Genomic DNA, 21,923 nt, shown 5'->3' with positions numbered 1-21,923 from the left:
CATTATGTCGCAAATAGAATTGCAGCCGGGTTTTGACTTTCAGAAAGCGGGTAAAGAGGTTCTGGAGATTGAACGTGAAGGTCTGGCGCAGTTAGATCAGTATATTAATCAGGATTTCAGCCTGGCCTGTGAGAAGATATTCCACTGTGCGGGTAAAGTCGTGGTGATGGGGATGGGCAAATCCGGCCACATTGGACGCAAAATGGCGGCCACCTTCGCCAGCACCGGGACGTCGTCGTTCTTCGTGCACCCCGGTGAAGCCGCGCACGGCGACCTGGGAATGGTGACGCCGCAGGACGTGGTTATCGCCCTGTCAAACTCCGGCGAGTCCAACGAAATCCTGGCGCTGATCCCGGTCCTAAAGCGACTGCACGTTCCGCTGATTTGCATGACCAGCCGCCCGGAAAGCAGCATGGCGCGCGCGGCGGATATTCATCTGTGCGTCAAAGTGCCGAAAGAAGCCTGCCCGCTGGGCCTGGCCCCAACCTCCAGCACCACCGCCGCGCTGGTGATGGGCGATGCGCTCGCCGTGGCGCTGCTGGAAGCCCGGGGCTTCACCCCGGAAGATTTCGCGCTTTCCCACCCTGGCGGCGCGCTTGGGCGCAAGCTGCTGCTGCGGGTTAACGATATTATGCACACGGGCGATGAGATCCCTCACGTCAGCAAAGAGGCCTCCCTGCGCGACGCGCTGCTGGAGATCACCCGTAAAAATCTGGGCATGACGGTTATCTGCGACGACCTGATGAAAATTCAGGGCATTTTCACCGACGGCGACTTGCGCCGCGTGTTCGATATGGGCGTTGACGTGCGCACGTTAGGCATCGCCGACGTGATGACTTCCGGCGGTATCCGCGTCCGTCCCGGCACGCTGGCGGTGGACGTGCTGAACCTGATGCAGTCCCGTCATATCACCTCGGTGATGGTTGCCGATGGCGACCAACTGCTGGGTGTGGTACATATGCATGATCTGCTGCGCGCAGGCGTAGTGTAATGAAGGATAAGACAATGAGTAATGCGGGTGCATCCCTTGCAACCTGTTACGGCCCGGTGAGCGCCGACATGATGGCAAAGGCGGAAAAGATCCGTCTCCTGATCCTCGATGTGGATGGCGTGCTCTCCGATGGCCTGATTTACATGGGCAACAACGGCGAAGAGCTCAAGGCCTTTAACGTGCGCGACGGCTACGGCATTCGCTGCGCGCTGACGTCCGGTATCGAAGTTGCCATCATCACCGGTCGAAAAGCTAAACTGGTAGAAGACCGCTGTGAAACGCTGGGCATCACCCATCTGTATCAGGGGCAATCTGACAAGATGGCGGCATTCAGGGATTTGCTGGCAAAACTGGCCGCTGCTCCAGAAAACGTTGCCTACGTGGGAGATGACCTGATCGACTGGCCGGTGATGGCAGAAGTGGGGCTAAGTATCGCCGTTGCCGACGCGCATCCGCTGCTGATCCCGCGCGCTGACTATGTTACCCACATTCACGGCGGACGCGGTGCCGTCCGCGAAGTCTGCGATCTGCTGCTGCTGGCGCAGGGCAAGCTTGATGAGGCCAAAGGGCAATCGATATGAGTAAAACCAGACGTTGGGTTATCATTCTGCTAACGCTTGTCGCACTGATACTGATTGGCGTCAACCTCGCTGACCGTGACGATAATCAAGCGGAAGTCGTCAACACCAGCGACCCAACCTATAAAAGCGATCATAGCGACACCGTGGTTTACAGCCCGGAAGGCGCGCTGAACTATCGCCTGATTGCGCAGCACGTTGAATATTTCTCGGACGACAGCGTGTCATGGTTTACCCAGCCGATCATGACCACCTTTGATACCGACAAAGTCCCAACGTGGTCGATCAAGGCTGACAAAGCAAAATTAACGAATGACCGTATGCTTTATCTGTATGGCCATGTTGAAGTCAACGCCCTGACCCCTGACGCACAGCTGCGCAAAATCACGACGGATAACGCCCAGATAAACCTGGTGACCCAGGACGTGACGTCACAGGATCTGGTGACCCTGTACGGCACCACATTTAATTCCAGCGGTATGAAAATGCGCGGGAACTTACGCAGCAAAAACGCCGAGCTGATTGAAAAGGTTAGAACCTCTTATGAAATTCAAAACAAACAAACTCAGCCTTAAAGTTGTTATGGCCAGCGCGCTGCTGGCGGCCAGCCTTCCCGCGCTGGCTGTGACGGGTGATACCGAGCAGCCAATCCATATCGAATCCGACGCGCAGTCGCTTGATATGCAGGGCAACGTTGTCACCTTTACCGGCAACGTCGTGATGACCCAGGGCACGATCAAAATCAACGCCGATAAAGTGGTGGTGACCCGCCCTGGCGGCGAGCAGGGTAAAGAGATCATTGATGGCTATGGCAATCCTGCAACCTTCTACCAAATGCAGGATAACGGCAAGCCGGTCAAAGGCCGCGCGTCGCACATGCACTACGAGCTGGCGAAAGATCTCGTCATCCTGACCGGTAACGCCTATCTGGAACAGCTGGACAGCAACATTACCGGCGACAAAATCACCTACCTGGTGAAAGAGCAGAAAATGCAGGCGTCCAGCGAGAAAGGCAAACGCGTCACTACCGTGCTTGTTCCGTCTCAGCTGCAGGACAAAAGCCAGGCCCCGGCACAGAAGAAGAGTAACTAATTCGTTATGGCAACATTAACTGCTAAAAATCTCGCGAAGGCCTATAAGGGCCGCCGCGTCGTGGAAGATGTCAGTCTGACCGTCAATTCAGGCGAAATCGTCGGCCTGCTAGGCCCAAACGGTGCGGGTAAAACCACCACCTTTTACATGGTCGTGGGCATCGTGCCTCGCGATGCGGGCAACATCATCATCGATGATGAAGACATTAGCCTGCTGCCGCTGCACGCGCGCGCGCGTCGCGGTATTGGCTACCTGCCGCAGGAAGCCTCCATTTTCCGTCGCCTGAGCGTCTTCGATAACCTGATGGCCGTGCTGCAGATCCGTGACGATCTCACCAGCGAGCAGCGCACCGACCGCGCGAACGAGCTGATGGAGGAGTTCCACATAGAACACCTGCGCGACAGCCTCGGTCAGGCGCTCTCCGGCGGTGAACGCCGCCGCGTTGAGATTGCCCGCGCGCTGGCCGCTAACCCAAAATTCATCCTGCTGGATGAACCGTTTGCCGGCGTTGACCCGATTTCCGTTATCGATATCAAACGTATTATCGAGCATCTGCGCGACAGCGGGCTTGGCGTGCTGATCACCGACCACAACGTTCGTGAAACGCTGGCCGTTTGCGAGCGCGCGTATATCGTGAGCCAGGGCCACCTGATTGCCCACGGTACGCCGCAGCAGATCCTTGAAGATGAGCATGTTAAGCGCGTGTACCTTGGGGAAGACTTCAGACTCTGATAGGGTAGAGGTCACGAAACGCTGACGCGGAGAAAAATGCTCTGAACATGAAGCAAGGTTTGCAATTAAGGCTCAGCCAGCAACTGGCGATGACGCCGCAGCTCCAGCAGGCAATCCGCCTGTTGCAGCTGTCCACGTTAGAACTCCAGCAGGAGCTCCAGCAGGCGCTGGACAGCAACCCGCTGCTGGAGCAAACCGATCTTCATGACGAAGTAGACGCTCAGCAAACACAGGATACCGAAACCCTCGACACCGCGGACGCTCTCGAGCAAAACGAGATGCCGGACGAGCTGCCTCTCGACGCCAGCTGGGATGAAATCTACACCGCGGGCACCCCTTCCGGGACGCGCGCGGACTATCAGGATGACGAGCTGCCCGTTTATCAGGGTGAAACGACCCAGTCGCTACAGGATTACCTGATGTGGCAGGTGGAGCTGACGCCCTTCTCCGATACCGATCGCGCCATTGCGACCTCAATTGTCGATGCCGTCGATGACACCGGGTATTTAACCGTCACGCTGGACGATATTCTCGAAAGCATCGGTAACGATGAGATCGAGCTTGAAGAAGTTGAAGCCGTTTTAAAGCGTATCCAGCGCTTCGACCCGGTGGGCGTGGCGGCGAAAGATCTGCGCGACTGCCTGCTGATCCAGCTCTCCCAGTTCGGTAAAGAGGTGCCGTGGATTGACGAAGCCCGCCTGATCGTCAGCGAACATCTCGATCTGCTGGCTAACCATGATTTCCGCTCGCTCATGCGCGTGACGCGCCTCAAAGAAGAGGTGCTTAAGGAAGCGGTAAGCCTGATCCAGTCGCTCGATCCGCGCCCCGGCCAGTCGATCCAGACCAGCGAGCCGGAATACGTCATTCCGGACGTGCTGGTGAGAAAACATAACGACCGATGGGTTGTTGAACTCAATTCCGACAGCCTTCCTCGCCTGCAAATCAATCAGCAATATGCCTCCCTGTGCACCAGCGCGCGTAATGATTCCGATAATCAGTACATTCGCAGTAACCTGCAGGAAGCGCGATGGCTGATTAAAAGCCTTGAAAGCCGAAACGATACGCTCCTGCGCGTCAGCCGCTGCATTGTCGAACAGCAGCAGGCGTTCTTCGAGCAGGGCGAAGAGTATATGAAACCGATGGTGCTGGCGGATATCGCCCAGGCCGTCGAGATGCACGAATCAACCATTTCTCGCGTGACCACGCAGAAGTATCTGCACAGTCCGCGCGGCATATTTGAGCTTAAGTATTTCTTCTCCAGCCATGTGAATACCGAAGGCGGCGGCGAAGCCTCGTCAACGGCAATTCGCGCTCTGGTGAAGAAGTTGATCGCCGCGGAAAACCCCGCGAAGCCACTGAGCGACAGTAAGTTGACCACCCTTCTCTCCGATCAGGGTATTATGGTGGCACGACGTACCGTTGCGAAGTATCGAGAGTCTTTATCCATTCCGCCGTCAAACCAGCGTAAACAACTGGTCTGACACAACCGATAAGGAAGACACTATGCAGCTCAATATCACAGGACACAACGTCGAAATTACTGAGGCTTTACGCGAGTTTGTGAACGCGAAGTTCGCCAAGCTCGAACAGTATTTCGAGAGGATCAATCAGGTCTATGTTGTGTTAAAAGTGGAGAAAGTGACTCACATCTCGGATGCCACCCTGCACGTTAACGGGGGTGAACTTCATGCCAGTGCGGAAGGGCAAGACATGTACGCAGCTATCGACGGCTTGATTGACAAGCTTGCGCGACAGCTTAATAAACATAAAGATAAACTGAAACAACACTAATTGTCCGGGCAGTTAACGGGTGCAGGACGGCCTGTTGTGGAGCACAACGGGCCATTTGTACAGTTAGCGCTTAGGTGAAATTATGATGAACAACGATTCCGCTCTTCAACTGAGCAATGTCCTTAACCAGGAATGTACCCGCAGTGGCGTTCACTGCCAGAGCAAAAAACGTGCGCTGGAGATCATCAGTGAGCTGGCCGCAAAACAGCTGGGCCTGCCGCCGCAGGTCGTGTTCGAAGCCATTCTGACCCGCGAAAAAATGGGCAGTACCGGCATCGGCAACGGCATTGCGATCCCCCACGGCAAACTGGAAGAAGACACCCTGCGTGCCGTCGGTGTTTTCGTGCAGCTTGAAACGCCAATCGCCTTTGACGCGATTGATAACCAGCCCGTCGATCTCCTCTTTGCGCTGCTGGTACCTGCCGATCAGACGAAAACGCATCTGCACACTCTTTCGCTGGTCGCCAAACGCCTGGCGGATAAAACCATTTGTCGTCGGCTGCGCTCCGCGCAAAGCGATGAAGAGCTTTATCAAATTATCACGGAAACAGAAGGCCGCCAGGAAGATGAGTAGCCGGGAGATGACCTTCACATCTGCTGCCCTGAGGAGAAACGGAACATGGTGCTGATGATCGTCAGCGGTCGTTCGGGTTCGGGAAAATCTGTAGCCCTGCGCGCGCTGGAAGATATGGGTTTTTACTGCGTAGATAACCTGCCGGTGGTGCTGCTGCCCGATCTGGCCCGCACGCTTGCGGACAGGCAGATCTCGGCGGCGGTCAGCATTGACGTCCGCAACATGCCGGAATCCCCCGAAATCTTCGAGCTGGCCATGAACAGCCTGCCGGATGCCTTCTCGCCTCAGCTGCTGTTCCTCGATGCTGACCGCAACACGCTGATCCGTCGCTACAGCGACACGCGTCGCTTGCACCCGCTTTCCAGTAAAAATCTTTCCCTGGAAAGCGCCATCGACGAGGAGAGCGACCTGCTGGAGCCGCTGCGCTCCCGCGCCGACCTGATTGTCGACACCTCCGAAATGTCCGTGCACGAGCTGGCGGAAATGCTGCGCACCCGTTTACTGGGCAAACGCGAGCGCGAGCTGACGATGGTATTCGAATCCTTCGGCTTCAAGCACGGCATTCCTATCGATGCGGACTATGTTTTCGACGTGCGCTTCCTGCCGAACCCGCACTGGGACCCGAAGCTGCGTCCGATGACCGGCCTCGACAAGCCGGTCGCAGCGTTCCTCGACAGGCACACAGAAGTTCACAATTTTATTTACCAGACGCGAAGCTACCTTGAGCTATGGTTACCTATGCTGGAGACCAACAACCGTAGCTACCTGACGGTGGCGATTGGCTGTACCGGCGGAAAACATCGTTCGGTCTATATCGCCGAACAGCTGGCCGACTACTTCCGCTCGCGCGGAAAGAACGTTCAGTCCCGTCATCGCACGCTGGAAAAACGTAAAACATGACCGTAAAACAGACCGTTGAGATCACCAACAAGCTGGGCATGCACGCCCGCCCGGCGATGAAGCTGTTTGAACTGATGCAGGGTTTTGATGCCGAGGTTCTGCTGCGTAACGACGAGGGCACCGAAGCCGAAGCCAACAGCGTGATCGCCCTGCTGATGCTGGATTCTGCCAAAGGTCGTCAGATTGAGGTGGAAGCCACCGGCCCGCAGGAAGAGGAAGCCCTGGCGGCAGTCATTGCGCTGTTTAACGCCGGGTTTGACGAAGACTGATCCCTGTCTCCGAGGCGGGTAGCGCTGCGCTTACCCGCCCTACATAAGCGCGTTTCTCTCCATAAATCCTTCCCCACCGAGCTGGCGCATCTGGCGCATGATCCACGCCTGGCGGCTTCGCACATAGCCGGAAGGGGCATCCGCTTTATAACGGATCGGGTTCGGCAACACGGCGGCCAGCAGCGCTGCTTCAGAGAGGCTCAGCCTGCTGGCGGGCTTATTAAAATAACGCTGCGACGCGGCTTCAACGCCAAAAACGCCGTCGCCAAACTCGGCGATATTCAAATACACGGTCAGAATACGCTTCTTGCTCCAGACCGTTTCAATACCCACCGTCAGGCCAGCCTCCAGCCCCTTTCTCATCCAGCTGCGGCCATCCCAAAGAAACAGGTTTTTCGCCGTCTGCTGAGACAGCGTCGACGCTCCGCGCACGCGACTTTCATTGCGCTCGTTGTGCGCCAGCGCTTTCTCTATCGCCGCCACGTCAAACCCCCAGTGTTCCGGGAATTTCTGATCTTCGGCCGCAATCACCGCCAGCCCCATCCACGGCGAGATGTCCTCCATGCCCACCCAGTCGGAATGGGCAACGTAGCGGAAATCCCCTGACAGCCATGCGCCGATCTGACGCTCGGCCATCACCGCGGAAAAGGGAACGGGCACGATGCTGAACAGGGCAATGCCGCCGCCCCAGAAGACCGCCAGAATCACGACAGCGCGCAGCAGGAGGCGTTTCACCCATGCGCCCGGGGAAAATTTGCGGCTCATTCAGTAAGAACCAGCACTCTGTCCACCAGCTTGTCGATCCCCGCGGCCGCCTCAGCGATGTTCTGCGCCAGCATGTACGCAGGCGTGGTGACGATTTTATTGTCTTCATCCACCACGATGTCATCCACCGGACAGGGCACGTGCTCGCCGCCCATCTCTTCAATCACCTCAGCGGTGTCGATATCGGTGCCGATGGTCAGGCGCAGCGGAAAATCAAAAATCTTAGGCAGCATGGCAGGCGCAATACAGATAAAGCCCTGCGGTTTCCCCGCCGCGTGCATCGCCAGCGACAGCGCTTTAAGATCCGGATCGACGCGACACTCCGCGCCCTGCGAAGCAAAGCTGCTCAGGTTTTTCGCCGCGCCGAAGCCGCCCGGCACAATTAACGCATCAAGCGCTGAGGCATCGGCCTCATTCAGAGGACGAATATCACCACGGACAATCCGCGCCGCTTCGATCAGCACGTTACGCGTTTCCGCCATCGGTTCGCCGGTCAGATGGTTAATGACATCGGCCTGATTTTTATCCGGCGCAAAGCAGACGGCTTCTACCCCGTGACGGGAGAGGGCCAGCAGCGTTAATACGGCTTCGTGTATCTCTGAACCGTCGTAAACGCCGCATCCGCTCAGCACAACACCCATCTTTTTCATCATGACGATCCTTCTCTCAAACCCGCGTAAGCACATTAATAATTCTGATTAAAACGCTATGCTTCACACATTTCACTGATTCATGTAACAAACCATTTAAGATTTGCTATCTTATTTGCGTGCGGCCTCACATTAAGGCGGCGCCATGCGAAAACAACACGAAAGATTCGGCGCAGCCACAATTTCCCTGGTGTTGGCGCAGTATTCGCGCACCCCGGTTAAGCCGGGGTCATTTTTTTCTGGCATCCACCCAGGCTTTTAATACCGCCACATCGTTTTGCCACTCCTGCTTCATCTCTTCAACCCATTCACCTACGTTATCTTCCCAGGCAGGTAAATCGGGAGACTGAATCTGCTGCCCCAGCTGCTGTAGATGGCGCAAGCCCACGGAGCCAGCGGCACCTTTAATTTTGTGCCCTTCTTCCACGATGCCCTTCTGGTCGCGCGCCGTCAGGTTGGATTCCAGCACGTTCAGGTAGCCCGGCATCATTTTCTCGAATACGGCCAGGCCGTCGGTAATCAGTTTCGGCCCCACCAGATCGATATACTGCTCCAGCATGGCGGTATCCAGTATCGTTTGGGCTTTTTCGCTATCAACAGACGTCATGGTGCTCTCCTCTTCATCACGGGTATCCCAGAATTTCTTGATCATAGCGGTCAGGGCGGGCACCGCCAGCGGCTTGCTCAGCACATCATCCATACCGGCATCGAGGTACTCTTTTTTATCTTTCAGCACGTTCGCCGTGAGCGCCACCAGCGGCGGCAGATCGCCAGCGGCGTACTTGCTCGTCAGTTCGCGAGAGATATCCAGCCCGGTCATGTCCGGCAGCTGAATATCCAGCAGCACCAGGTCATATTCCCCCGGCGTGAACATCTCCAGCGCGGCTTTTCCGGTCATGGCCACGTCGACGCTGTTGCCCAGCTTCTCAAGCACCGAGCGCGCCACGATGACGTTAAGCTCAATATCTTCCACCAGCAGCACGTGCAGCGCCGGCAGCGGCATATCGTCGTTATCGAAGGTATCCTCAACCTCTTCCGCGACCGCAGGCGCATGCACCGTCAGCGTAAAGGTAGAACCTTTCCCCGGCAGGCTGGACACGGTGATATCCCCGCCCATGCTCTTCGCCAGGCGTTTCGATACCGCCAGGCCAATCCCGGTGCCGGTGGCGGGCTTGCCGCCGTTGCTGTCTTTGACCTGATAATACATGGCGAAGATCTTGTCCTGCTCTTCCTGAGGAATACCGATGCCGGAGTCTTCCACCTCAAAGTGCAGCATATCGCCCGCATCGTAGCGAATGCGTACCGCCACCCGCCCGCCGTGCTGGGTAAATTTCACCGCGTTGCTGATCAGGTTCCACAGGATCTGACGCAGGCGCGTGCCGTCCGTCACCACCTTATGCGGCAGCGGCAGCGTTGGCTCCATCACGAAGCTCAGCCCCTTTTGCTGCGCCTGGAGGCCAGACAGGTTTTCCAGGTCGGCCAGGAAGCCGGTGAAATCGACCGGTTGGTTATCAAGCTGGACCTTGCGGCGCTCCATTTTATCCATGTCGATAATATCATTGAAGATATTGCCAAGCGTTACCGCCGAGACGTGGATGGTTTTAAGGTATTTTTCCTGCTCGGCGGTGAGGTCGGTATCGAGCAGAATGCGGCTCAGGCCGACGATGCCGTTAAGCGGGGTGCGCAGCTCGTGGCTGATGGTGGAGATGAAGGTGGTCTTGTCGCGGCTGGCGCGCTCAAGCGCGTCCTGATAGCGCTTGCGCTCGGTGATATCGCGGCCAAAGCCCATCAGGCCGTGGCGCTTGCCCACGCGGTCGTAGTACGGCACCTTGCGGATCTCAAAACAGGCTTTGCGCCCGTCCGGATAGTCCAGCCACTGTTCATAGGTCAGCGAGACGTTGTGGCGGAAGACCTTCTCGTCCGTTTCCATTACCTTGGCGGCAGCCTCTTCGGAATAGACATCCTGCGGCTTGAGGTGGATAAGCTGCTTCTCGCTCTTGCCGGTCAGCAGCTCCATCGCCCGGTTACAGCCGGAAAACTCTTTATCTTCATTGCGGTAGAAAACGAGATCCGGAGACGCATCCAGGAAGGAGCGCAGGAAAGAGGATTGCTGCTCAAGCTGGATCTGCGTCACCTCACGCTCTTTCATCTCTATCTTGAGCTGTTCCAGCGTCGCCTGGCGCTCGGCTTCCGCCTTCTCGCGGTCCGAAATCTCCTGATTCAGCTGCGCAATGTTGTCCTTCAGCTGAACGTTGAGCTTAAGATCGCGGTCGCGCATCTCCTCCAGCTTTTCAACCAGCTTCGACAGCCGCTGGCGGGACTCCTCCAGCTGTTCCACCACCACCGAAAGGAAGTAAACGGCCCAGGGGGTGATCAGCAGCCCGAAGAAGATAGAGCGGATCACGTCGATGCTTTCGACCTGACCGTGCAGCACCATGGTAACGGCCATCTGTACGACTATCGCCAGAACCACCAGCGCCAGCGCCAGCAGCATGGAGAAACGCACCAGCCCAAGCTTCATCATCAGGTCGACGTAGTACTGGGCGAGCATTCGAATTTGCTTCATAGAGGATCCCTTCACGACTATATCGCTCAATAATACTCAAATTCGCGGCGGGGCGTTGAAGGTTATGAGAAAAAGTGCGGGGTGAAACAGGAGATTAGCCCGCTCCCGGCGAACCGGGAGCGAGTAGATATGGCATCAGGAGCGTCTGAGAAGCAGCCAGAGGCTGATCAGGAAGAAGCTGGCGCTCGGCAGCAGTGCGCCGATAATCGGCGGAATGCCGTAAACCAGCGTCAGCGGCCCAAAGATCTGATCCAGCACGTAGAAGACAAAGCCAAAGCTGATGCCGGTCACGACGCGCACGCCCATCGGCACGCTGCGCAGCGGGCCAAAGATAAACGACAGCGCCATCAGCATCATGACGGCCACGGACATCGGCTGGAAGATTTTGCTCCACATGTTGAGCTGATAGCGCCCCGCATCCTGGCCGCTCGACTTCAGATACTTCACGTAGTTGTGCAGGCCGCTGATGGAGAGCGCGTCGGGATCCAGCGCCACAACGCCCAGCTTGTCAGGCGTCAGGTTAGTTTTCCACGTGCCGGACACCGTCTGCGAGCCGGTGATCTGTTTCGGGTCGGTCAGGTTGGACTCATCCACCTGCGACAGGCGCCACTGCTTGTTTTCGGCGTCAAACTTCGCGGAAGAAGCGTGACGAACGGACTGCAGGCGACGCTCGCTGTTGAAGGCGTAAATGCTGACGCCGCCCAGCTCATCGTTCCCTTTAACGCGTTCGATATAGACAAAGTTGCTGCCGTCTTTCGCCCACAGGCCCTGCTGCGTCGACAGCAGCGAACCGCCGTACATCGCCTGAGCACGATAGTTACGCGCCATCTGCTCGCCCTGCGGTGCCACCCACTCGCCGATTGCCATTGTCAGCATCACCAGCGGGATAGCCGTCTTCATCACGGAGAGCGCAACCTGCATGCGGGTAAAGCCCGACGCCTGCATCACAACCAGCTCGCTGCGCTGCGCGAGCATGCCCAGGCCGAGCAGCGCCCCCAGCAGGGCAGCCATCGGGAAGAAGATTTGCACATCTTTTGGCACGCTGAGCAGGGTATACATGCCTGCCCCCAGCGCGTCATAGCTCCCCTGCCCGGCTTTTTTCAGCTGGTCGACGAATTTAATGATCCCGGAGAGCGACACCAGCATGAACAGGGTCATCATGATGGTGGTAAAAATGGTTTTACCGATATAGCGGTCAAGAACGCCAAAGGCCTGCATTAGAGGGCTCCTTTACGCGTAAACCGGGCACGCATTCGACGCATTGGCACCGTGTCCCACAGGTTAAGTCCGACTGCCAGCAGCAGATAAAGACCGTTTACTACCCAAGTCCAAACGACCGGGTCAATTTTTCCCTTACCGCCGTTGGACTTGATCGAGGTTTGCAGCAGGAAGAAGACCAGATACAGCAGCATGGCAGGCAGCATCGACAGCACGCGGCCCTGACGTGGGTTCACCACGCTCAGCGGAACGACCATCAGCGCCATCATAAATACGGTGAATACCAGAGTGATACGCCAGTGCAGTTCCGCGCGGGCGCGATCGCTATCCGTTTGAATCAGGGTGCGCATATCCATCTGCTCCGTGTCGCTCGGATCGAGCGCGACGGTTTGATGCCCGATAATGGCCTGATAGTTATGGAAATCGGTGATGCGGAAGTCGCGCAGCATCGCGGTGCCTTCAAAACGCGTGCCTTTGTTCAGGGTCACGATCTGAGAGCCGTCTTTGGTCTGCGACAGCTGGCCGGAGTCAGCCACCACGACGGACGGCCGCGCGTTGCCCTTCGGGCGAAGCTGAGCAAGGAAAACGTCGTTGAAGCGGCTGCCGTTGACGCTTTCAATAAAGAGAACGGAATTGCCGTCGGTGGCCTGCTGGAACTGGCCCTGCGCAAGCGCCGCCAGGCCCGGGTTCGCTTTGGCCTCAGCCAGCACCTCGTCCTGATGGCGCGAGGACGCAGGACCGGCCCACATCACGTTCACGGCGGCAATAATCCCCGTAAACAGCGCCAGAACCATGGCTGCTTTCACCAGCACGGCTTTGCTTAAGCCGCAGGCATGCATCACCGTGATTTCACTTTCGGTATAGAGCTTACCCAGCGTCATCAGCAAACCGAGGAAAAGGCTTAACGGCAGGATAAGCTGCGCCATTTCCGGCACGCCTAACCCGAGCAGGGAAAGCACCAGATTTGTTGGAATTTCGCCGTCAACCGCCGCACCGAGGATCTTGACCAGCTTCTGACAGAAGAAGATCAGAAGAAGGATAAACAGAATCGCCAGTTGGCTCTTGAGCGTCTCCCGCACCAGATATCTTATGATTATCACTATTAATACGCCCGTAAAAACCCGTCTTTTTGCTGGAAAATCGCTTGTTTCATGGCTTAAACGTCATTTATTCTCTTGAGTCGTCGAAATCATCGCTAAGATTAAAAAACCCGGCGGATTCACGCTTCAGGACATTTTCTGACGTGTCGAAACCGTAATAACGTAAGATTAACACGAAGTCATCACAACAGCGGATATGAGTTACGAAAGCTTTCAATTCTATCTGTAGCGGCCGCCGTTGTCTTTAAGATTCAGGAGCGTAGTGCATGGAGTTCAGTGTAAAAAGTGGTAGCCCGGAGAAACAGCGGAGTGCCTGCATCGTTGTGGGCGTTTTTGAACCACGCCGACTCTCCCCGATCGCCGAACAACTCGATAAAATCAGTGACGGCTACATTAGCGCCCTGCTGCGCCGCGGCGAGCTGGAAGGCAAACCGGGCCAGACCCTGCTGCTGCACCACGTGCCAAACGTGCTGTCCGAGCGCATTCTGCTGATTGGCTGCGGTAAAGAGCGCGAGCTGGACGAGCGCCAGTATAAGCAGGTGATTCAGAAAACCATTAATACCCTGAATGATACCGGCTCAATGGAGGCCGTCTGCTTCCTGACCGAGCTGCACGTCAAGGGCCGCAACACCTACTGGAAAGTGCGTCAGGCCGTCGAAACCGCGAAAGAGAGCCTCTACAGCTTCGATCAGCTGAAAACCAATAAAAGCGAGCCGCGTCGTCCGCTGCGCAAAATGGTCTTTAACGTCCCGACCCGCCGCGAGTTGACCAGCGGCGAGCGCGCGATCCAGCACGGCCTGGCGATTGCCGCCGGTATTAAAGCGGCAAAAGATCTCGGCAACATGCCGCCGAACATCTGTAACGCCGCGTATCTGGCCTCTCAGGCGCGTCAGCTTGCCGATTCCTACAGCAAAAACGTGATTACCCGCGTCATCGGCGAGCAGCAGATGAAAGAGCTGGGAATGCACTCCTATCTGGCGGTCGGCAACGGCTCCCAGAACGAATCCCTGATGTCGGTGATTGAGTACAAAGGCAACCCGTCCGAAGACGCGCGTCCTATCGTGCTGGTCGGCAAAGGGCTGACCTTCGACTCCGGCGGTATCTCCATCAAGCCAGCCGAAGGCATGGACGAGATGAAGTACGACATGTGCGGCGCGGCGGCAGTTTACGGCGTGATGCGCATGGTCGCCGAGCTTCAGCTGCCTATCAACGTCACCGGCGTGCTGGCGGGCTGTGAAAACATGCCTGGCGGACGCGCCTATCGCCCTGGCGACGTGCTGACCACCATGTCCGGGCAGACCGTTGAGGTGCTGAACACCGACGCCGAAGGCCGTCTGGTGCTGTGCGACGTGCTGACCTACGTGGAACGTTTCGAACCGGAAGCCGTTATCGATGTGGCCACCCTGACCGGTGCCTGCGTGATTGCGCTGGGCCACCACATTACCGGCCTGATGTCGAACCACAACCCGCTGGCGCACGAGCTGATTGGCGCGTCCGAGCAGGCGGGAGACCGCGCGTGGCGCCTGCCGCTGGGCGACGAGTTCCAGGAACAGCTGGAGTCCAACTTTGCGGACATGGCGAACATCGGCGGTCGTCCGGGCGGTGCTATCACCGCGGGCTGCTTCCTGTCGCGCTTTACCCGCAGGTACAACTGGGCGCACCTGGATATCGCGGGCACCGCATGGCGCTCCGGTAAAGCCAAAGGCGCGACCGGTCGTCCGGTTGCGCTGCTGTCGCAGTTCCTGCTGAACCGCGCGGGTTTTAACGGCGACGAGTAAGTCAGAACGGCAGTAAACCGTAGGCCGGGTAAGGCGAAGCCGCCACCCGGCTTAAGCATTTAAAGTGAGCACAAGAAGCCCCATATATGAAGAATGCAACGTTCTACCTTCTGGACAACGACACTCATCAGGACGGTCTCAGCGCCGTGGAACAGCTGGTGTGTGAAATTGCCGCAGAACGTTGGCGCGCAGGCAAGCGCGTGTTGATTGCCTGTGAAGACGAGCAGCAGGCGATTCGCCTTGATGAAGCGCTATGGGCGCGTCCGCCGGAGAGTTTTGTTCCGCATAACTTGTCCGGTGAAGGCCCGCGCGGCGGCGCCCCGGTCGAAATAGCCTGGCCGCAGAAGCGCAACAGCAGCGCGCGCGATATCCTGATTAGCCTGCGGATAGATTTTGCAGATTTTGCCACCGCTTTCACAGAAGTGGTAGACTTTGTCCCTTACGAAGAATCCTTGAAACAGCTGGCGCGCGAACGCTACAAAGCGTACCGCCTGGCCGGTTTTAACCTGAATACGGCAACCTGGAAATAATGGAAAAGACATATAACCCACGCGATATCGAACAGCCGCTTTACGAGCACTGGGAACAGCAGGGCTATTTCAAGCCTAACGGCGACGAAAGCAAAGAGTCCTTCTGCATCATGATCCCGCCGCCGAACGTCACCGGTAGTTTGCATATGGGACATGCTTTCCAGCAGACCATCATGGATACCATGATCCGCTACCAGCGCATGCAGGGGAAAAACACCCTGTGGCAGGCGGGGACTGACCACGCGGGTATCGCGACCCAGATGGTGGTTGAGCGTAAAATTGCCGCTGAAGAAGGTAAAACCCGCCACGACTACGGTCGCGACGCGTTCATCGACAAAATCTGGCAGTGGAAAGCGGAATCTGGCGGCACCATTACCCGCCAGATGCGCCGTCTCGGCAACTCCGTAGACTGGGAGCGCGAGCGCTTCACGATGGACGAAGGTCTTTCCAATGCCGTGAAAGAAGTGTTCGTCCGCCTGTATAAAGAAGACCTGATTTACCGCGGCAAGCGCCTGGTAAACTGGGACCCGAAACTGCGCACCGCGATTTCTGACCTGGAAGTGGAAAACCGCGAGTCGAAAGGCTCCATGTGGCACATTCGTTATCCGCTGGCCGACGGCGCGAAAACCGCAGACGGTAAAGACTATCTGGTGGTTGCCACCACCCGTCCGGAAACCCTGCTGGGCGATACCGGCGTGGCCGTTAACCCGGAAGATTCGCGCTACAAAGATCTGATCGGTAAATTCCTGGTGCTGCCGCTGGTTAACCGCCGTATTCCAATCGTGGGCGACGAACACGCCGACATGGAAAAAGGCACCGGCTGCGTGAAAATCACCCCAGCGCACGACTTTAACGACTACGAAGTGGGCCGTCGTCACGCTCTGCCGATGATCAATATCCTGACCTTCGACGGTGATATCCGTGAAAGCGCTCAGGTCTTTGATACCAAAGGTGAAGAGTCTGACGTCTACTCCAGCGACATTCCTGCCGAGTTCCAGAAGCTGGAGCGCTTTGCCGCGCGTAAAGCAATCGTGGCTGCCGTTGACGCGCTCGGCCTGCTGGAAGAGATCAAGCCTCACGACCTGACCGTGCCGTACGGCGACCGTGGCGGCGTGGTTATCGAACCGATGCTGACCGACCAGTGGTACGTGCGCGCCGACGTGCTGGCGAAGCCGGCCGTGGAAGCGGTTGAGAACGGCGATATCCAGTTCGTGCCGAAGCAGTACGAAAACATGTACTTCTCCTGGATGCGTGATATCCAGGACTGGTGTATCTCCCGTCAGCTGTGGTGGGGCCACCGCATTCCGGCGTGGTATGACAACGAAGGCAACGTCTACGTTGGCCGCACCGAAGACGAAGTGCGTCAGGAAAATAACCTGGGCGCTGACGTTGCGCTGCGTCAGGATGAAGACGTGCTGGATACCTGGTTCTCCTCCGCGCTGTGGACCTTCTCCACGCTCGGCTGGCCGGAAAACACCGACGCGCTGCGCCAGTTCCACCCAACCAGCGTGATGGTTTCAGGCTTCGACATCATCTTCTTCTGGATTGCCCGCATGATCATGATGACCATGCACTTCATCAAAGATGAAAACGGCAAGCCGCAGGTTCCGTTCCACACCGTCTACATGACCGGTCTGATCCGCGACGACGAAGGCCAGAAGATGTCCAAGTCCAAGGGTAACGTTATTGACCCGCTGGATATGGTTGACGGTATCTCTCTGGAAGAGCTGCTGGAAAAACGCACCGGCAACATGATGCAGCCGCAGCTGGCAGAGAAAATCCGCAAGCGCACCGAGAAGCAGTTCCCGAACGGGATTGAATCTCACGGTACCGACGCCCTGCGCTTCACCCTGGCGGCGCTGGCCTCGACCGGCCGCGACATCAACTGGGACATGAAGCGCCTGGAAGGCTACCGCAACTTCTGTAACAAGCTGTGGAACGCCAGCCGCTTCGTGCTGATGAACACCGAAGACCAGGACTGCGGCTTTAACGGCGGCGAGATGACGCTCTCCCTGGCGGATCGCTGGATCCTGGCCGAGTTCAACCAGACGGTGAAAGCGTTCCGCGAAGCGCTGGACAGCTACCGCTTCGATATCGCGGCGGGCATTCTGTACGAATTTACCTGGAACCAGTTCTGCGACTGGTATCTGGAGCTGGCGAAGCCGGTGATGAACGGTGGATCCGAGGCGGAGCTGCGCGGCACGCGCAACACGCTGATTACCGTGCTGGAAGGCCTGCTGCGCCTGGCGCATCCGGTCATCCCGTTCATCACCGAAACCATCTGGCAGCGCGTGAAGGTGATTGCAGGCATCAACGCAGACACCATCATGCTGCAGCCGTTCCCGGAATTTGATGCTGCGCGCGTTGATGAAGCCGCTGCGGCGGATACCGAATGGTTGAAGCAGGCGATCGTTGCGGTACGTAATATTCGAGCGGAAATGAACATCGCCCCGAGCAAGCCGCTGGAACTGCTGCTGCGCGGCTGCAGCGAGGCTGCCGTTCGTCGCGTCAGCGAGAACAACACCTTCCTGAAGACCATGGCGCGCCTGGAAAGCATTACCGTGCTGCCTGCGGATGACAAAGGTCCGGTTTCCGTGACCAAAATCATCGACGGCGCCGAGCTGCTGATCCCAATGGCAGGCCTGATCGACAAGGACGCCGAGCTGGCTCGCCTGGCGAAAGAGGTGGCGAAGGTCGACGTAGAGATTGGCAAAATCGAAAGCAAGCTGGCGAACGAAGGCTTTGTCGCCCGCGCGCCGGAAGCGGTCATCGCCAAAGAGCGTGAACGCCTGGTTGCCTTTGCGGATGCAAAATCCAAACTGATCGAGCAGCAGGCGGTTATCGCCGCCCTGTAATGCTTTTACCCCTTACGCTTCAGGGCGTAAGGGGTAACCTTCCTGAAAACTCCTCTCTTGCACTCCCCTGCCTGCGGTGCTATTAACAGCAGCTGAGTGTCAATTTTTGTCATGAGTAAGACTATGAGCGTGATTACCCCCGCCGCGACGACAATGCGTCGGCTCGTTGAGCAAGACAATCCGGCGATTGCCGCCGTCATTCGCCACGTTTCCGCCGAGTACGGCCTGACCGCCGACAAAGGCTACACCGTTGCCGATCCGAATCTGGACGAGCTATATCAGCTCTATAGCCAGCCGGGCCACGCCTACTGGATCATCGAGCAGAACGGTGAGGTTGTGGGCGGCGGTGGCATCGCGCCGCTCAGCTGCAGCGAGCCGGACATCTGTGAGCTGCAAAAAATGTATTTCCTGCCCAGCGTGCGCGGACAGGGGCTGGCTAAGAAGCTTGCGCTGGAGGCGCTCGAGCACGCCCGCACGCAGGGCTTCAAACGCTGCTATCTCGAAACAACCGCCTTCCTTAAAGAGGCGATTCGCCTGTATGAACACCTGGGCTTTGAGCATATTGACGCGCCGCTGGGCTGTACCGGCCACGTCGATTGCGAAGTCAGAATGCTGAAAAGTCTGTAAGTTTCGTTCCTGCCCTCTTCTGCTAAGCGGTCGTAAAGTGAATGCTCTACACTTTTCAGTTCACACCATAAAGGGGAAGTACGATGTCGAAGATAAAAAGCTACGCCGCACCGCAGGCGGGTGCAGAACTTGAGCTGTACGAATACGATGCGGGCGACCTAAAAGCAGAAGACGTCGAAGTGCAGGTCGACTACTGCGGGATCTGCCACTCGGATCTCTCGATGATCGACAACGAATGGGGCTTTTCGCAGTATCCGCTGGTTGCAGGACACGAAATCATTGGTCACGTTGTCGCGCTCGGCACGGCCGCACAGGACAAAGGGCTGAAGATTGGCCAGCGCGTGGGCATCGGCTGGACGGCCCGCAGCTGCGGCCACTGCGACGCCTGTATCAGCGGCAACCAGATCAACTGTCTGGAAGGCGCGACGCCGACCATCATGAACAAGGGCGGTTTTGCCGATAAGCTTCGCGCCGACTGGCAGTGGGTCATCCCGCTGCCGGACAACATTGATATTGAAACCGCGGGCCCGCTGCTGTGCGGCGGTATTACCGTGTTCAAGCCGCTGCTGATGCACCATATCACCGCCACCAGCCGCGTAGGGGTGATCGGTATCGGCGGCCTGGGCCACATCGCCATCAAGCTGCTTCACGCCATGGGCTGCGAGGTCACGGCGTTCAGCTCGAACCCCGCCAAAGAGAAAGAAGTGCTGGCAATGGGCGCGGATAAAGTGGTGAACAGCCGCGATCCGCAGGCGCTCAACGCGCTGGCCGGTCAGTTTGATCTGATCATCAACACCGTCAACGTCGATCTCGACTGGCAGCCGTACTTCGAAGCGCTGGCCTACGGCGGCAACTTCCATACCGTAGGTGCCGTAATGAAGCCGCTGCCGGTTTCGGCGTTTACGCTGATCGGCGGGGATCGCAGCGTTTCCGGTTCCGCGACGGGCACGCCGTACGAGTTGCGCAAGCTGATGAAGTTTGCCGGACGCACCAAAGTGGCACCGACCACCGAGCTGTATCCGATGTCGAAGATCAACGAGGCTATCCAGCACGTGCGCGACGGTAAAGCGCGCTATCGCGTGGTGTTAAAAGCGGATTTTTGATGTGACATTGCCGGGTGGCGGCTTCGCCTTACCCGGCCTACATCCGATTTTGTAGGCCCGGTAAGCGCAGCGCCACCGGGCGTTTCTCACCTACCGCACCAGTGCATAAAACACCTCTGCCACCGCGACCGCCCCCGGGTCCATTACCCCGTCCAGATTCTCTTTATTCACATACGACGAACGCCCTGCCCCCGCTTTTTCCATTTTCGCCGTCGCGTCAGCGCCTGCCTGTGCCGCCTTCGCAGCAGCCTTAGGATCGCCTTTCTGCAGCGCCTCAAGCGCCGGCTGTAGGGCGTCGATCAGCGTGCGCTCCCCGAGATCGGCCCCGCCGTAATGCTTCATCTGCGCCAGCCCGTCCAGCAGGGCTTCCGCCAGCGGCTTACCGTCGTGCAGCTTCTGCCCGGCCGCCGTAAAGAAGATCGACATCAATACCCCGCTCGATCCGCCCATCACGGTCGCCAGACGCTCGCCCACCAGCAGGAGCAGCTTTGGCAGATCGTTAAGCGGCAGCTGATTTTTCTCCAGCCGCTGCGCAATATCCCGCGCGCCTTGGGCAAAGGTTGATCCCGTATCCCCGTCGCCCACTTTGGCATCCAGCGCGTTCAGCCTGTTCTCGAGATCGAGCAGCGTCTGCGTCACCGCCCGCACGCCTGCCGCAGCCTGCGCATTTTCCGACGGCGTAAACTCAACGCTGTCGTGAATCGCGGTATGGGGCAGCGTTTTCACCGGCGAAAATGCAACGGGCTTTTGCCAGCCCAGCGTCTCAACGCTTTCATTAAGCGCCTTCTCAAAGGCATCATTAAGCTTCAGCAGGGACAGCGAAAACCCCTTCATATCCAGCGAGCTCACCAGCGGCGCGGGACCAATCAGGTAGGCTATCTGCTCTTTGAGGGCCGAATGCGCCAGCTCTTTAGTCAGCAGCGCCATCTCCAGCGCCGAAACGCCGCCCAGATTGTTAATCAGCACCGCGAAGCGCCCGTCCCCGGCCTGTGCCATAAGCGGCTTCACCAGCGTCTCGATAATCCGCCTGCTGTTTTGCGTATCCACAACGGATGCGCCCGGCTCCCCGTGGATGCCCAGACCCAGCTCAACGTGGCCTTTTTTGATGCGTCCCTCTTCATCATCGCTTCCCGGAAGATTGCAGGTTTGCATGGCCACGCCCAGACTCCAGAGGTTTTCACACGCCTGCCGCGCGATATCCCGAACCTCGTTCAGCGACTTGCCGCGCTCTGCCGCATAACCCGCAATTTTATGCACCAGCGCCGTCCCGGCAATGCCGCGCGGCTGCTTGTTGTCCGGCAGGGCGATATCGTCCGCGACAATCACCATTTCGACCTTCAGCCCGTAGCGCTTGGCTTTTTCCGCCGCCAGGCCGAAGTTCAGGCGGTCACCGGTATAGTTTTTGACAATCAGCAGGCAGCCGCGGTCGCCCGTTACCGCCACGATGGCGTTAAGCACCGCGTCCACGCTCGGCGAGGCAAACAGATCGCCACACACCGCCGCCGTGAGCATCCCCTTGCCTACAAATCCGGCATGCGCCGGTTCGTGGCCGGAGCCACCGCCGGAGATGACCGCCACGCGGCTTTTGTCCCAGTCGCCGCGCGCCACTACGCGGATCGCCGGGTCGATATCAAGCTTCACAAGATTGCCGTGCGGCGCGGAGATCAGTATGCCTTCAATGGCGTCGTTGACCAGCTGTTTGCGATCGTTAAAGAAGAATCTGGACATAGCTTTCCAAAATTTTGTTAACCGTATGCAAAAGCATAGTCTGCACTGGATAACGCGCCGCAAAGTCAGGAATTTA

The 21,923-nt window shown here is 57.7% G+C and carries 21 protein-coding genes; 15 read left to right on the top strand and 6 right to left on the bottom strand.

The features are described from left to right. Window positions 1-4: 4 nt before the first annotated feature. From kdsD to npr, 10 genes are all read left to right on the top strand, one after another. Window positions 5-991: an arabinose-5-phosphate isomerase KdsD gene (gene kdsD / locus AB8804_RS20195; protein ID WP_371189716.1), complete on the top strand. Its 987-nt coding sequence runs from the start codon at window positions 5-7 to the stop codon at window positions 989-991. Window positions 992-1,005: 14 nt separating this feature from the next. Continuing rightward, entirely contained in the window at window positions 1,006-1,572 is a 567-nt protein-coding gene (gene kdsC / locus AB8804_RS20190; protein WP_371189715.1) for a 3-deoxy-manno-octulosonate-8-phosphatase KdsC, read from the top strand. Next, window positions 1,569-2,144, top strand: coding sequence for an LPS export ABC transporter periplasmic protein LptC (lptC, locus tag AB8804_RS20185; protein WP_371189714.1), 576 nt, complete (start codon window positions 1,569-1,571; stop codon window positions 2,142-2,144). Before kdsC ends, lptC begins: the two co-directional genes overlap by 4 nt. Next, window positions 2,113-2,661 (top strand): lipopolysaccharide ABC transporter substrate-binding protein LptA, encoded by a 549-nt coding sequence (lptA, locus tag AB8804_RS20180; protein WP_371189713.1) that lies wholly within the window; start codon window positions 2,113-2,115, stop codon window positions 2,659-2,661. The genes lptC and lptA overlap by 32 nt, the downstream gene beginning before the upstream one ends. Window positions 2,662-2,667: 6 nt before the next feature. Then, the gene (gene lptB, locus AB8804_RS20175) at window positions 2,668-3,393 is read left to right on the top strand and encodes an LPS export ABC transporter ATP-binding protein (RefSeq protein ID WP_003861862.1); all 726 of its coding nucleotides are present in this window, start codon (window positions 2,668-2,670) and stop codon (window positions 3,391-3,393) included. A gap of 47 nt (window positions 3,394-3,440) precedes the next feature. After that, the gene (gene rpoN, locus AB8804_RS20170) at window positions 3,441-4,874 is read left to right on the top strand and encodes an RNA polymerase factor sigma-54 (protein ID WP_371189712.1); all 1,434 of its coding nucleotides are present in this window, start codon (window positions 3,441-3,443) and stop codon (window positions 4,872-4,874) included. Window positions 4,875-4,896: 22 nt separating this feature from the next. Then, window positions 4,897-5,184 (top strand): ribosome hibernation promoting factor, encoded by a 288-nt coding sequence (hpf, locus tag AB8804_RS20165; RefSeq protein ID WP_221551120.1) that lies wholly within the window; start codon window positions 4,897-4,899, stop codon window positions 5,182-5,184. 82 nt (window positions 5,185-5,266) lie between these two features. Next, window positions 5,267-5,758 (top strand): PTS IIA-like nitrogen regulatory protein PtsN, encoded by a 492-nt coding sequence (ptsN, locus tag AB8804_RS20160; RefSeq protein WP_371189711.1) that lies wholly within the window; start codon window positions 5,267-5,269, stop codon window positions 5,756-5,758. Window positions 5,759-5,803: 45 nt separating this feature from the next. Beyond that, window positions 5,804-6,658, top strand: coding sequence for an RNase adapter RapZ (gene rapZ / locus AB8804_RS20155; RefSeq protein WP_371189710.1), 855 nt, complete (start codon window positions 5,804-5,806; stop codon window positions 6,656-6,658). After that, window positions 6,655-6,927 (top strand): PTS phosphocarrier protein NPr, encoded by a 273-nt coding sequence (gene npr, locus AB8804_RS20150; protein WP_003861872.1) that lies wholly within the window; start codon window positions 6,655-6,657, stop codon window positions 6,925-6,927. Before rapZ ends, npr begins: the two co-directional genes overlap by 4 nt. A gap of 39 nt (window positions 6,928-6,966) precedes the next feature. Here the strand turns inward: npr and mtgA are convergent, their stop codons facing one another. The 5 genes from mtgA to lptF all read right to left on the bottom strand — a co-directional run bounded on the left by mtgA (window position 6,967) and on the right by lptF (window position 13,226). Next, complete coding sequence (gene mtgA, locus AB8804_RS20145; RefSeq protein ID WP_371189709.1) at window positions 6,967-7,692, bottom strand: monofunctional biosynthetic peptidoglycan transglycosylase; 726 nt, start codon at window positions 7,690-7,692, stop codon at window positions 6,967-6,969. Beyond that, complete coding sequence (elbB, locus tag AB8804_RS20140) at window positions 7,689-8,342, bottom strand: isoprenoid biosynthesis glyoxalase ElbB (RefSeq protein WP_371189728.1); 654 nt, start codon at window positions 8,340-8,342, stop codon at window positions 7,689-7,691. The genes mtgA and elbB overlap by 4 nt, the downstream gene beginning before the upstream one ends. A 229-nt stretch (window positions 8,343-8,571) precedes the next feature. Then, on the bottom strand, window positions 8,572-10,908 hold the full coding sequence (gene arcB / locus AB8804_RS20135; protein WP_371189708.1) for an aerobic respiration two-component sensor histidine kinase ArcB: 2,337 nt from the start codon (window positions 10,906-10,908) through the stop codon (window positions 8,572-8,574). Window positions 10,909-11,043: 135 nt separating this feature from the next. Beyond that, window positions 11,044-12,126, bottom strand: coding sequence for an LPS export ABC transporter permease LptG (lptG, locus tag AB8804_RS20130; RefSeq protein ID WP_371189707.1), 1,083 nt, complete (start codon window positions 12,124-12,126; stop codon window positions 11,044-11,046). Further along, window positions 12,126-13,226, bottom strand: a complete 1,101-nt coding sequence (gene lptF / locus AB8804_RS20125) for an LPS export ABC transporter permease LptF (RefSeq protein ID WP_371189706.1) — start codon at window positions 13,224-13,226, stop codon at window positions 12,126-12,128. The genes lptG and lptF overlap by 1 nt, the downstream gene beginning before the upstream one ends. Window positions 13,227-13,492: 266 nt before the next feature. Between lptF and pepA the strand changes: the two genes are divergently transcribed. The 5 genes from pepA (at window position 13,493) to AB8804_RS20100 (ending at window position 20,119) form a co-directional block, all read left to right on the top strand. After that, window positions 13,493-15,004: a leucyl aminopeptidase gene (gene pepA, locus AB8804_RS20120; protein WP_371189705.1), complete on the top strand. Its 1,512-nt coding sequence runs from the start codon at window positions 13,493-13,495 to the stop codon at window positions 15,002-15,004. Window positions 15,005-15,090: 86 nt separating this feature from the next. Then, complete coding sequence (holC, locus tag AB8804_RS20115; RefSeq protein ID WP_008502815.1) at window positions 15,091-15,534, top strand: DNA polymerase III subunit chi; 444 nt, start codon at window positions 15,091-15,093, stop codon at window positions 15,532-15,534. Beyond that, window positions 15,534-18,389, top strand: a complete 2,856-nt coding sequence (locus AB8804_RS20110; protein WP_371189704.1) for a valine--tRNA ligase — start codon at window positions 15,534-15,536, stop codon at window positions 18,387-18,389. Before holC ends, AB8804_RS20110 begins: the two co-directional genes overlap by 1 nt. Window positions 18,390-18,512: 123 nt before the next feature. Continuing rightward, complete coding sequence (locus tag AB8804_RS20105) at window positions 18,513-19,016, top strand: GNAT family N-acetyltransferase (protein ID WP_371189703.1); 504 nt, start codon at window positions 18,513-18,515, stop codon at window positions 19,014-19,016. A gap of 83 nt (window positions 19,017-19,099) precedes the next feature. Further along, entirely contained in the window at window positions 19,100-20,119 is a 1,020-nt protein-coding gene (locus AB8804_RS20100) for an NAD(P)-dependent alcohol dehydrogenase (RefSeq protein WP_371189702.1), read from the top strand. Between the two features lie 90 nt (window positions 20,120-20,209). Here the strand turns inward: AB8804_RS20100 and AB8804_RS20095 are convergent, their stop codons facing one another. Further along, window positions 20,210-21,847, bottom strand: a complete 1,638-nt coding sequence (locus AB8804_RS20095) for a dihydroxyacetone kinase subunit DhaK (RefSeq protein ID WP_371189701.1) — start codon at window positions 21,845-21,847, stop codon at window positions 20,210-20,212. Window positions 21,848-21,923 lie beyond the last annotated feature (76 nt).

This window comes from Enterobacter sp. KBR-315C3_2022, from assembly GCF_041399425.1.
Classification (GTDB): Bacteria; Pseudomonadota; Gammaproteobacteria; order Enterobacterales; family Enterobacteriaceae; genus Enterobacter.
Note: the sequence above shows the minus strand (reverse complement) of the source record. Positions and strands in the feature narration are given on the sequence as shown.